This window comes from Desulfoplanes sp. PS50 (assembly GCF_053851535.1).
The window spans coordinates 20,166-31,833 of record NZ_JBSPZA010000013.1; the positions used below are offsets into that span (position 1 = coordinate 20,166).

An 11,668-nucleotide genomic window follows, 5' to 3' on the forward strand; every position below is an offset into this window, starting at 1 on the left:
ATTTTGGCCTGGCCGAAGAGATATCGATGGTTGATTCTTACTGGAATACGGGAGTCAGGATGGAGAAGAAGATGGAGAAGGAGATAAAGCGTGTCGCCTTACGGATCAGAGAATCAGCGCATTGCGTGGTATTTACCGGGGCGGGGGTTTCGGTTGAAAGCGGTATTCCACCCTTTCGGGGCGATCAGGGGCTTTGGTCCCGATACGACCCTGGGTGTCTGGATATCTCGTTTTTTCATAGCCATCCCCAAAAGGCCTGGACGGCTATCCGTGAAATTTTTTACGATTTCATGGGCAAGGCCGAGCCCAATACGGCGCATACCGGGATCGCCCGCTTGGAACACCTGGGCATGGTTAAATCGGTGATCACCCAGAACATCGACAATCTTCACCAGCGGGCCGGGAGCAAAACGGTCTGCGAGTATCATGGAACCACGAGAACGTTGAGCTGTACCGGGTGTTGTGAAACCACCATAGCGGATCGGGTGGATCTGAAAACCCTTCCCCCTTGTTGTCAAGGCTGCGGTGGCGTTTTAAAGCCGGATTTCGTGTTTTTCGGGGAACCCATCCCTGAAGCCACAGCCCGGTTTGCCATGGAACAGGCGAGCAAGGCGGATATCATGCTGGTCATCGGTACCACCGGCGAGGTCATGCCGGCGTCGCTTCTTCCCCGGTTTGCCCATGAAAACGGATGCCTGATCGTGGAAATCAATACGGAACCATCTGCCTATACCAGGGCTGTCACGGATGTGTTTCTTTGCGGCAGAGCGGGTGATGTGGTGACCTGGTTGCTCGAGGCGGTCACAGGGGAAGGAGAATAACAAAAAAACCCCATGTCCATGGACATGGGGTTTCTTCTTAAAAAAGTCGGTGCCGGATTATTCCAGTCCCTCTTTGTGGCGAATAAAATCGTTACCCAGGCTCACCAGGTTCGATCCCAGAGCATTGAAGGTTTTTGGGGATGTGGCCTGGTTGGCCACCCGTCTGTAGGCCCATTTGGCAATGTAGAGGATATCGCCTTCCCCTGTCATCGATGGGTGGGCCTTGGTGACGATGCTTGCCACTAGGGCCTTTTTGCTCTGATCAAAGGCAAGAATGGCCTTTTTGATCGTATTGGCGGCCTGATCGATGTTGTTTTGGTCGGCCTTGCTGTCCTTGAGACCCCAGAAGGTGTAATAGGCCTCGTTGAGCTCCTGGCGCAGGCCTAAATAGTTTTCAACATTGGAAGCGAAGTGATCATTCGAGCTGATGGCCTTGAATATTTCGCCGAGGTCCTGGAGTTTTTTGCCACAGAGCTGGAAGAACTCCCTTTGCTCTGAAGGTGTAAGACGTCTTGATTCATGGTTGTTTGATGTAGCAGGAAACTGCTTGATCGCTGCGCCAATCTGTTCTTCGGCCTTGAGGATGCATTCGTGACCATAGAGTTTGAAAAGAAAGTCCAGGGTCGAGGGACTCAGCACATAGGACAAGATGGTTTGACGGGCCGAAGGCATGTCTTCTTCTCCGTCGTTGATGCCTTCCAGGGAAAGCCCGTAGCGCATGTTCAGGGTCTTGGCGCTGAGATTCAACCGGCCACGGGGTGTTGGATTGGCAACGGATCGGGCAGGATGGTACTGCTCGACAGCCATGGCAATCAGGTCATCGAGAAAATCCAGGGTGACATGGGCGTCTTCCTGCCTGGTTGTGGGGGCGTCTTCCGCCTCGGTCTGGTTGGCTGCTGCGGGGATGCCTTCGGTGGCATTCTCCCATGGTTGAAACGTCAATTCCAGACGTTTTTTCTCGTTTGTTTCTGAGGCGGTATCCGGTGGAATCACGGCAATATGGGATGTCTGTTCTTGGTTTGTGCTGGTTGATTGCTGGGTAAAAAAGAACACTGCTGCGATGATCACCCCGACGACCAGAGTGGAGGCGATGATCAGAATCAATTTTTTCATGTCTACCCCGCTTGATACAATGAAAAGTTTACCCCGATTCAGACTCTGATGGGTTGTTACTCAGGTAGAGGGCATTGTTTCATATATTGTGGCTGTCCCGTGGATTCCAGAACAGAACGCCAGTACATGGATTGGGTGTTGAGCCTGCGCCGTTTCTGGGTGACCAGATTCAAGGGCAGATAGACATAGCGATCCTGCAGTCGCGTCACGACCATGTTCGTTTTGCCGGTTATGCCGGCGTGCACGGCATGCTGACCCAAAAATCCGCAATACACCCGGTCGTGGGCATTGGCCGGAATGGATCTGATGATATAACTGGGATCGATGTATTTCATGGTGATGGGCATTTCTTTTTTCTGGAAATATGTCTTGATCTCCGAACGGAGGATGTCACAGATATCACCAAGAATCGGATTGCCGGATGCGTCCTTTTTCTTGTTCGTGTTGCACAGATTCTGACCTGCGCCCTCTGCAACCACGACAACGGCATGTTTTCGCATGAGCAAGCGATGCTCCAGGGCCTTGAGAAATCCATTGTCTCCCTCGAGATCAAAGGGTTCTTCCGGGATGAGTACGAAATTGACATCCTTGAGGGCCAGGGTGGCCTCTGCTGCAATAAATCCCGATTCCCTACCCATGAGTTTGACCAGTCCGATGCCATAGGGGGCTCCCTGGGCCTCCACATGGGCACACCGGATGGCCTCGGTCGCCTTGGCCACTGCGGAATCGAAACCAAAGGATTTGGACACGAAGTGGATGTCGTTGTCGATTGTTTTGGGGATGCCGATAACAGATATCTTCAGGTTGCGCTCGCCAATGGTCTGATTGAGGATCTTGGCTGCCTGCATGGTTCCGTCGCCTCCGATCATGAACAGGATGTTGATGTTCATCCGTTCGAGGGCATCCACTATTTCGTCAGGGGATTGCGGACCTCTGGAAGAGGCCAGAATGGTTCCCCCGAACTCGTGAATCGAGGTCACGCTTTTGGGGGTCAACTCCATGATGTCGTGGCCGTATTTGGGAATGAATCCCTGCAGCCCGTACCTGATGCCAATGGTTGCAGCTACATTGTAGTGATGATGGGCCTCCATGACGATGGATCTGATGACATCGTTCAGGCCCGGGCAGAGTCCGCCACAGGTTACCAGAGCACATTTGGTCTTGGGAGGATCGAAATAGATTTTTTCCCGTGGCCCAGCCTCCTCAAAGGGAAGGAGCATCTGTTCGTCACCGGCTTCCGCGATCACATCGGGGCCGATATGAATGACGGTTTTCTCCTCGGGATCGACAAAAGGACCAAATGCAAGGGTACTGTCTATTTTGGGGGCTCCGAGGGTATCGATTGACGTGTCGATTTTTGTGGGCATCGCTTTACCACCTGTAACTGATCTCTCTGTTATGTTTGCTCAACCGATTCGGCCGCATTTGTTTGAGTGTACGCTGCCATTTTCTGGCTCACTCGAACATGTCTGCTAGCGGGAATTTTGCAAAAGGTCCATGAAATTGTGCTCAAGATACGTTTGTTTACCAGCTCGGGCCAAAAAAATCGTGCTGCTCTATCCGGCAAACTTTTTTTTGAACAGCATGTCGATCAATTTTCTATGGCTGGTCGGAAATGCAAATTGATCGAGTTCCTCCGGAAGGACCCATCTGCAGTCCTGGGCAGCATGCAGAACCGGTCTGATCGGGGGAGCGGCCGTGCAGAGATAGGCGTGGAGGGTGACTCGGTAGCGGGTGTAGCTGTGTCGTATCTCGGCCACCTTTTCCTGGGCAGAAACCAGAATCTCGGTCTCTTCCAGAAATTCCCTGACCACAGCGCTTCTGGGAGCTTCTCCCGGGATGACGCATCCTCCGGGAAATTCCCAGAGATTGGCCCAGACATCGTCATCCTGTCGTTTCTGAATGAAAATTCTTTCCCGGTGTATCAGAACTCCAGAGGCCATGGTAATGGGAATGATCGAGGGCGGCTTCCGGGTGACCGGGCGTTCGAGCATGTTTCCTTTTGCCAGGGACGCGCACAGCGATCTGAGGGGACATGCCAGACAGGCAGGGGATTTGGTGCAGATCAGACCGCCCAGTTCCATGATCGCCTGGTTGAAATCTCTGGGAGAGGAGCCTGAAAGTAGAGCTGCGGCCTTGTCCTCGAGGACTCTGCGGGTCGAAGATGCGGTAATCAATGTGTCGATATCAAAGATCCGGGAGAGGACCCGGGAAACATTGGCGTCGACCACGGGAACCGGTTGTTCAAAGGCGATGCTCGCAATGGCTGCGGCCGTATAGGGACCGATGCCCGGCAGGGCGGCGAGGTCCCGAGGGGTGTCAGGAAAGATACCCTGATTGTTTGCAACAATGATCCGGGCTGTTTTGTGCAGATTTCTGGCTCGGCGATAATAGCCAAGTCCCTCCCACAAACGCATGATCTCGTCTTCATGGGCCAAGGCCACGCTGTGCACATCCGGAAACCGGGCGATCCACCGGTTGAAATAGTCCACGCCCCGGTCCATCTGGGTCTGCTGGAGCATGATTTCGGAGATCCAGATTTTGTAGGGGGTATAATCCCTGCGCCAGGGAAGATCCCTGCGGTGTTTTGCAAACCAGTCAAGCAGTGCGTTCTGAAAGGCATGTACGAAATTCATGCCCGCCACATCCGGGAAAACCGGGAAAAAGGCAAGGGGAAACGCAGGAGGGGGGGTGGGAGTATCTTGAGCCTGCACTCAAAAGTAGCTGCAATTCTACCGTCACAGGAACCTGTTACCTTCAGCTGCCACCCCCGATCGTGTCGCGCCCCTGACGTCCCTTTTTGATGGTCGAGAATCCCACGATGATGTCCAGGAGTTCCTCGGTGATCTGACTCTGGCGTTCCCTGTGATACTGGCCGGTGAGTTCACCCAGAAGTTCCTCGATGTTTTTTTCCGCTGCCTGCATGGCGGCCAGGCGGACGCTGTTTTCCGCCACCATGGATTCGGCCAGAATTCGGTGCAGGGAGGCGAACAGGTATTGGCTGCTGAATCGGGACAACAGGGTGTCCAGATCGACCGTGGTCAGGGGAAGCTGTCTGGACGGCCATTTTTTGCGGGCAAGTTGATCATACCAGGTCTGGTCGATGGGCAGAAGCCGGGTTGTGGTGGTCTCAAATCCCGTGGGATGGACCGGTTTGTTGTGGACGATGCGAATGGTGGTGATCTGTTTTTCCTGCTGCCAGTTGTTCATGACAGCCAGAATCTCCTGGGTCCTGGCGGTGATCCTTCGTACCTGGGCCGGCAGGGAAAACCTGTGATAGATGGTATCGGTAAAATCGTTGTAGAGCCGTTCTCCTACAGTGAGAACGGTCATTTCCTGTCCTTCTTGTTTTTCCTGCTCCCAATGGGTGTACGCGGTCTCGACGGCCTGTTCGTTGAACGAACCGCACATGCCCTGGTCCGAACCGAAAATGATGTATCCGCAGCCGGTCCGTCCCTGTCTGCTGCCCCCGGCCTTTTTTTTGGGAATCCGGGCAAGAATGGCCTGTAGTCCGGTTTCCACGGTGGCAGCATACTCCCTAAGAGATGCCAGCGCGGTTTCGTACTGGCGCATATTCACCGCAGCCAGGGCCTTCATGGTTTTGACCAGGGAGAAGAGCTCGTCGGCGCTGTGAATTTTTTTCTTCAACGCTTCCATATCGGGTCCGTCATTGTGGCTGCCTGGGGGATTCGATTCCCAGATGCTCGGCCATACGGGTGAGCAAGGCGGTTTGATCTTCCTTTGAAAGAGGCGTGCCTTCCTGAATGGACTGCGTGATTTCGGGAAGTTCGACCAAAAACTCCCGGACTCGGTTTTCCATGGCGGCAATGTTTTCCAGAGGAACTGTGTCGAAAAGGTTGCCGGATACGGCCAGGAGCACGGCCAGCTGTTCCGCCGCGCTCAACGGGGAAAAAGGCGGCTGCTTGAGGATTTCCCGCACCCTGCGGCCATGTTCAAGGGTGGCCCTGGTGGCGTCGTCGAGCCGGGTCCCGAACCTGGAAAAGGCCTCCAATTCCTCGAATTGGGAATAGGAGAGCCTGAGCTGCCCGGCAACGGACCGAAACCCCGGATACTGGGTTTTTCCCCCGACCCGGGAAACGGATTTGCCCACGTCCACCGCTGGGAGCACACCCTTTTGGAAGAGATCCGGGGAGAGATAGATCTGGCCGTCGGTGATGGAGATGAGGTTGGTCGGTATGTACGCGGAAATGTTCTGGGCCTCGGTTTCGATGATCGGCAGACCGGTCAGGGACCCCCCGCCATGCTCCTTGCGCAGGTGAGTGGAACGTTCGAGAAGTCGGGAATGGACATAAAAGATGTCTCCGGGAAAGGCCTCCCGTCCCGGCGGACGCTCCAGGAGCAAAGAGAGCTCTCTGTAGGCCTGGGCGTGCCGGGTGAGATCATCATAGACGATCAGGACATCATGTCCCTGCTGCATGTAAAATTCGGCAATGGATGTGGCTGCATACGGGGCGATGAACTGAAGACCCGGCGGGTCATCTCCCTCGACCACGACCACGGTAGTGTACTCCATGGCCCCGTGGTCACGCAGATGCTGGATAACCATGGCGGTTCCTGCTGTGCGTTGTCCAATGGCGCAGTACACGCAGAGCACATTTTTGCCCTTTTGGTTGATGATCGTATCCACGGCAATGGAGGTTTTGCCGGTCTGGCGATCGCCAAGGATCAGTTCCCGTTGACCCCTTCCGATGGGGATGAGGGCGTCCACCCCCTTGAGTCCTGTCTCCAGAGGGGTGGTCACCGGATCCCTGTGCATGATGGGCGGGGCTTCCCGTTCGATGGGCAGCCGGGTTGTGGTTGTGACGGGGCCCTGATCGTCAAGGGGAAATCCCGTGGGGGTGACGACCCGGCCCAGGAGTTCATTGCCCACGGGCACGTCAACGACCCGCTGGGTTCGTCGGACTTCCTGCCCCGCCTTGAGATGGTCGTAGTCGCCCAAAATGACCACCCCTGTGATGTCCTGATCCACATTGAGTGCCATGCCGTAGAGTTCGCCTGCAAAGAGGAGCAGCTCTTCGGAACGGACACCCGAGAGCCCCTGGACCACGGCCACGCCGCGACCAACCGCGATCACACGACCGACTTCCCGGGGTTCGAGAGTGGGGTGGGCTGCATCGATGGCCCTGTCCACCGTGTTTCGTGTGCTTTCGATGCTTGCCTTGAAATGGTCGTCATGGTTGTCCGACATCATGAATCCTTCTCCAGAAGACCGGTTTTGAGATCTTCGAGATAGCGGTGGAGGGTCCAGTCCAAACGGTGGCCGTTTCCGCTCAGGGCAAGACCTGCCATGAGCTCGGGGTCTCTGCGAAAATCCAGATTTCCCCTGAATCCGAACCGCTTCCTGAGAACGGCATGAAGCCGTGTGCTCGTCTCTGCCTCAAGGTCAAAGGGGGTACTTACAATCAGGGTGTCGTGTCCGGAAAGCAGGTTGTGGAAACGTTTTTCCCAGGATCCGGGATCATTCTCCAGAATGTTCAAAAACCTGTCGACCATGGATGCATGCAGGGAATGTCCGGCCAGATCCTGCAAGGCCGTGTCAGCCATGGCGAAAAGATGTCCGGCCATTTCCCGCTGCAGCTCATCGGCCCTGCGGATTTTTGTCCGCTCAAAGGCCTCGATGAACGCGTGTTCCTTTTCCCTGGCCGAGGATTTGGCCGCGGCAACGAGTTCTTTTTCCAGGTTTGCGGCCCGATTGGTAACATCCTGGAAGAGCCGGTTTTCCTCTTCCTTGAGCTGGGCCTTGCGCTCCTGCATTTTTTTGAGCTCCTCGTCCGCCTCTTCCCGGTCCTTTCTGGCCGCTTCAATCTCCCTGGCAATTCGCTCTTCGCGTTGGTTCATGGCCCGGATAATGGGGCGGAAAAGAAACCGTTTCAAAACCAGGACCAGAATAATGAAATTGAGTACCTGGACGAAAACGGTAAAGGGATCGATGAGCACGGTTCATCCTTGGTTGCGATACAACGGGCGGATTTTGATCATACCCTGGTGCGGACAAAACGCCCGCGCTCCCGGGAATTCACAAAACAATTATGGGCTCTCGTCGGAAAGGTCTGCGCACTGCGTCCTGCGCACTGCGCACTTTTTCCTATTGCACCTGGGAGAGAAAATAATTCCAGAAGGGGTTGGCAAAAAGCAGGATCATGGAGACCACAAAACAATAGATGGCCGTGGATTCGACCATGGCCATGCCCACGAACAGAATGCGGGTGATGGTGTTGCTTTCGTCGGGCTGCTGGGCCAGGGACGCCAGGGCCTGGGCAAGGGCCCGGCCTTCGCCCAGTGCCGAACCAATGGAACCTAAGGCGATGCACAGGCCGGATGCCAGTGCCGAGGCCATGCCAATCAGGGCGAGATCACTCATGGGGACTCCGGGATTTTTAGGTTTTAAGTGTTTGACTTCGGGTGGACTGCTGGGTTTCCATGCCCGAGGCGATATAGACGATGGCCAGGACAGCGAAGATATAGGCCTGGATGACTCCTGTAAGCAGGCCGAGAAGCTGCATGAGGACCGGGAAGATCAGGGGGATGACCAGAAGGAGGATGGCCCCGATCATGGTCCCGCTCATCATGTTTCCGAAAAGACGCACCGCCAGGGCCAGGGTTCGGGAGAGTTCACCGATGATGTTGAAGGGGAGCATGATCCAGGTGGGGCGGAGATAGTTGGCCAGATAGGCCTTCAGCCCGACCTGGGAGATGCCGAACCAGGGCACGGCCACAAAGACGCACAGGGCCAGGGCCGTGGTCGTGGAGAGGGATCCCGTGGGTGTGGTGAACCCCGGAACAACCGAAAGAATGTTCGCCGTGGCCACAAAGACAAAGAGTGAACCCGTGAATATCAGGATGGCCTCCACCCGGTGGCTTGTGGTGTCCTCGATGATTTCCCGGACAAAGACAACGATCACCTCCAGCGCGTTTTGCCAGAAAGAGGCCGGTTTTTCCCTGGAGATATGTTTTCCTGTCCACCAGGCGAGTAATCCCAGCAGGGCCATGATCAGCCAGGTGGAAACAATGGTCTCATTGAGTTTGAACGGCCCGTACTGCCAGAAGATGATTATGTCCGGAGTAATGGTCATGATCTGGTTTCCCTGCTCGGGGAGAAAGGCGTCTTTGTTGTTTTCAGTAGATGCTTGTCCCGGTGGATCAATAGGGTTCGGACAATCAGAAAACCGACCATGGCGAATACCCATCTGATCCATTCATCTCTGCAGACAAGAATGAGCACCGCAAACGTAACGATCTGGCGGACAAGAAAACTCGTCCAGACCAGGGTGTTGGGGCGGGTGTTTCCTGGAATACGCCTGACCGTCCACAACAGCCCTCCGAAAAAGAACAGGCCGAGTCCAAGGCCGGCTAATAGAGGCATGATGATTTCAAGAATGCTTGTCATCTGATTCCTGTTGCTGTCTTTTTCGTTCGTGGTCGTGGATTTCCCGTCGCTGTCTGGAGATCCAGGCCCAGGCCGTGAAGCATCCGGCCATGATCCCCAGGGTCAAGAGAATCAGTGTCCACGAATATCTGCTGGGAAAGTTCTTGTCGATCCATATCCCCAGTCCAATCCCGGCAATCGTCGGGATGGCCACGCTCCAGCCCACGACCCCGAAGGTTCCGAGTCCGAACCATACCGGAGGATCGGGATGTTTCAGGGAAACAAGCCGCTTTCTTTCCTTGCGGGCGATTTCCTTGCGGAACTTGGAGTGAATGTTCATGGTTGTATCGTGTTTTGTTGCCCAGAGGCGCAGAGAGCGGCTTGCTTTTATTTTTCCATGTTCAGGAACTGGCGGATGAATCCGGCCTCGAGCCGGGCCACTGCGGAACGGGCCGTGCGTTCCTTGTCGTCCAGAACGCTGAACTGTTCCTCGACGGTTCGTTCAAGGGTTCCCAGGTCCGGGCCGATGATGGCGTTGCGTACGGCCATGGTGACCTTGTCCATGCATTTGACGAGCACGCCCTGGTCCACCCCCATGTGGACGGTTTTGCCTTCCGAGTCCAAGACGCTGACAATCCCCGGAACCAGGGATGTGACAAAATCCTGATGCCTCGGGAGAAGGCAGAACATGCCATTGTCCCCTTCGGCCGTGATCTTGACGGCTTCCTGGTCGAAAAAGATCTCTGTGGGCAGAAAAATTTGCAGGTGCATGGGGGAAAGGCGGTTTTAGGTTTTAAGTTTTAGGTTTTAGGTTTCATTCCTTGCCCCCTGTGTCAGGGAAGTTGTTGCCTTTGAACCGAATGTCTAACCACTTCAAACTGTCTTTTCTGCGCACTGCGCACTGCGTACTGCGTACTTGACATATCGAGTCTTTTTCAAACTTCATCAATGGTTCCGATCATATAGAGATCCTTTTCCGGACGCTCGGAAAAGTCACCGTTCAGGATGCGTTCGCAGCCGTCCAGGGCTTTTTCCGTGGACACCAGTTTGCCCGAGCGGCCGGTGAAATGTTCGGTGGTGAAAAAGGGCTGGGTCAAAAATCGTTCCAGCCGTCTGGCCTGAAATACGGTTTCCCGATCCTTCCTGGAGAGCTCTTCAAGGCCGAGCATGGCGATGATGTCCTTGAGCTCTTCATAGGTGGCCAGGGTCTTGCGGATCTTCTGGGCAATGTCATAATGACGCTGTCCGACAATCCCTGGAGCAAGCATCTTGGAGTTGGATTGCAGGGGATCGATGGCCGGAAAGAGCCCCTGGCTGGCCCGTTTGCGGGAGAGGACAATGGATGCGGAAAGATGTCCGAAAATGTGCACGGCAGAGGGATCGGTAAAATCATCGGCCGGCACGTAGACCGCCTGAATGGAGGTGATGGCCGCGTCTTTTGTGCTGCTGATGCGTTCCTCGAGCCCTGCCAGCTCCGTGCCCATGGTCGGCTGGTAGCCGAGCCGGGAAGGAATCTGGCCCATGAGCCCGGAGATTTCCGAACCTGCCTGGATGAACCGGAAGATGTTGTCCATGAGCAAAAGGACGTCCTGTTTTTCCTTGTCCCGAAAATACTCGGCCATGGTCATGGCGGTGTGCCCGACCCGAAACCGGGCCCCGGGCGGTTCGTTCATCTGTCCGAAGACCATGACTGTATTTTCCAGAACCCCGGCCTCCTTCATTTCCCGGTATAGTTCCTCGCCTTCGCGGCATCGTTCCCCAATGCCGCAGAAAATGCTGATCCCCTCATGCTGGCCGACCATATTATGGATCAGCTCGGTGATGACCACTGTCTTGCCCACCCCGGCCCCTCCAAAAAGTCCGGCCTTGCCACCCCGTTCCAGGGGAACCAGGATGTCGATTCCCTTGATCCCGGTCTCGAAAACCTCGCTGCCGGTTGTCCGGCTGCCCAGGGCAATGGGCTTGTTGTGAATGCTCGCCCGCTTTTTGGTGGTCATCTCGGGAAGCCCGTCAATGCACTGCCCAAAGACGTTGAGCATCCGGGACCGTGTTTGTTTGCCCACGGGAACGTGCAGAGGTTCTCCCGTGGTCACGACCTCCTGGCCGATGGCCAGCCCCTGGGTCGGTGTCAGGGAAACGGTCCGGGCGATGTGCTCGGTCAGATGCGTGCTCACCTCGAGCACGACATCCGGTTTTTCCCGTGTGGAGGCAATGGACCACAGCGGCGGCAGGGACCCGGAGAACGCGAGGTCCACGATGCTCCCCCGAATGGAGATGACAGTGCCGATCGTTTCAGAGGTCATGATAATATATCGATAAAAAATTAACGTTCCACATGTCTTTTCTG

At 55.3% G+C, this 11,668-nt stretch carries 13 protein-coding genes; 1 reads left to right on the forward strand and 12 read right to left on the reverse strand.

What is annotated here, in order from left to right; translation table 11 throughout:
- Window positions 1-71: 71 nt before the first annotated feature.
- Window positions 72-821, forward strand: coding sequence for an NAD-dependent protein deacylase (locus ACTVJH_RS07525; RefSeq protein ID WP_455989054.1), 750 nt, complete (start codon window positions 72-74; stop codon window positions 819-821).
- Between the two features lie 57 nt (window positions 822-878).
- Here the strand turns inward: ACTVJH_RS07525 and ACTVJH_RS07530 are convergent, their stop codons facing one another.
- The 12 genes from ACTVJH_RS07530 to atpD form a co-directional block, all read right to left on the reverse strand.
- The gene (locus ACTVJH_RS07530) at window positions 879-1,934 is read right to left on the reverse strand and encodes a hypothetical protein (protein WP_455989056.1); all 1,056 of its coding nucleotides are present in this window, start codon (window positions 1,932-1,934) and stop codon (window positions 879-881) included.
- A gap of 56 nt (window positions 1,935-1,990) precedes the next feature.
- On the reverse strand, window positions 1,991-3,301 hold the full coding sequence (locus tag ACTVJH_RS07535) for an ATP-dependent 6-phosphofructokinase (protein ID WP_455989058.1): 1,311 nt from the start codon (window positions 3,299-3,301) through the stop codon (window positions 1,991-1,993).
- A 189-nt stretch (window positions 3,302-3,490) separates the two neighbouring features.
- Complete coding sequence (gene mutY, locus ACTVJH_RS07540; protein WP_455989060.1) at window positions 3,491-4,570, reverse strand: A/G-specific adenine glycosylase; 1,080 nt, start codon at window positions 4,568-4,570, stop codon at window positions 3,491-3,493.
- Between the two features lie 121 nt (window positions 4,571-4,691).
- Window positions 4,692-5,591 (reverse strand): F0F1 ATP synthase subunit gamma, encoded by a 900-nt coding sequence (locus tag ACTVJH_RS07545; protein ID WP_455989062.1) that lies wholly within the window; start codon window positions 5,589-5,591, stop codon window positions 4,692-4,694.
- 10 nt (window positions 5,592-5,601) lie between these two features.
- Complete coding sequence (locus tag ACTVJH_RS07550) at window positions 5,602-7,146, reverse strand: alternate F1F0 ATPase, F1 subunit alpha (protein ID WP_455989064.1); 1,545 nt, start codon at window positions 7,144-7,146, stop codon at window positions 5,602-5,604.
- Window positions 7,143-7,892 carry a F0F1 ATP synthase subunit B family protein gene (locus ACTVJH_RS07555; protein WP_455989066.1) on the reverse strand — a complete coding sequence of 250 codons (750 nt, stop codon included), beginning with the start codon at window positions 7,890-7,892 and terminating at the stop codon, window positions 7,143-7,145. The genes ACTVJH_RS07550 and ACTVJH_RS07555 overlap by 4 nt, the downstream gene beginning before the upstream one ends.
- A 148-nt stretch (window positions 7,893-8,040) precedes the next feature.
- Window positions 8,041-8,316, reverse strand: a complete 276-nt coding sequence (locus ACTVJH_RS07560; protein WP_455989068.1) for a F0F1 ATP synthase subunit C — start codon at window positions 8,314-8,316, stop codon at window positions 8,041-8,043.
- A gap of 16 nt (window positions 8,317-8,332) precedes the next feature.
- On the reverse strand, window positions 8,333-9,028 hold the full coding sequence (locus ACTVJH_RS07565; RefSeq protein ID WP_455989070.1) for a F0F1 ATP synthase subunit A: 696 nt from the start codon (window positions 9,026-9,028) through the stop codon (window positions 8,333-8,335).
- The gene (locus tag ACTVJH_RS07570) at window positions 9,025-9,342 is read right to left on the reverse strand and encodes an ATP synthase subunit I (RefSeq protein ID WP_455989072.1); all 318 of its coding nucleotides are present in this window, start codon (window positions 9,340-9,342) and stop codon (window positions 9,025-9,027) included. Before ACTVJH_RS07570 ends, ACTVJH_RS07565 begins: the two co-directional genes overlap by 4 nt.
- Complete coding sequence (locus ACTVJH_RS07575; RefSeq protein WP_455989073.1) at window positions 9,326-9,661, reverse strand: AtpZ/AtpI family protein; 336 nt, start codon at window positions 9,659-9,661, stop codon at window positions 9,326-9,328. Before ACTVJH_RS07575 ends, ACTVJH_RS07570 begins: the two co-directional genes overlap by 17 nt.
- 47 nt (window positions 9,662-9,708) lie before the next feature.
- Entirely contained in the window at window positions 9,709-10,092 is a 384-nt protein-coding gene (locus ACTVJH_RS07580; protein WP_455989075.1) for a F0F1 ATP synthase subunit epsilon, read from the reverse strand.
- A gap of 164 nt (window positions 10,093-10,256) precedes the next feature.
- A complete protein-coding gene (gene atpD, locus ACTVJH_RS07585) occupies window positions 10,257-11,624 on the reverse strand; it encodes a F0F1 ATP synthase subunit beta (protein ID WP_455989077.1) in 1,368 nt (455 codons plus the stop codon).
- Window positions 11,625-11,668 lie beyond the last annotated feature (44 nt).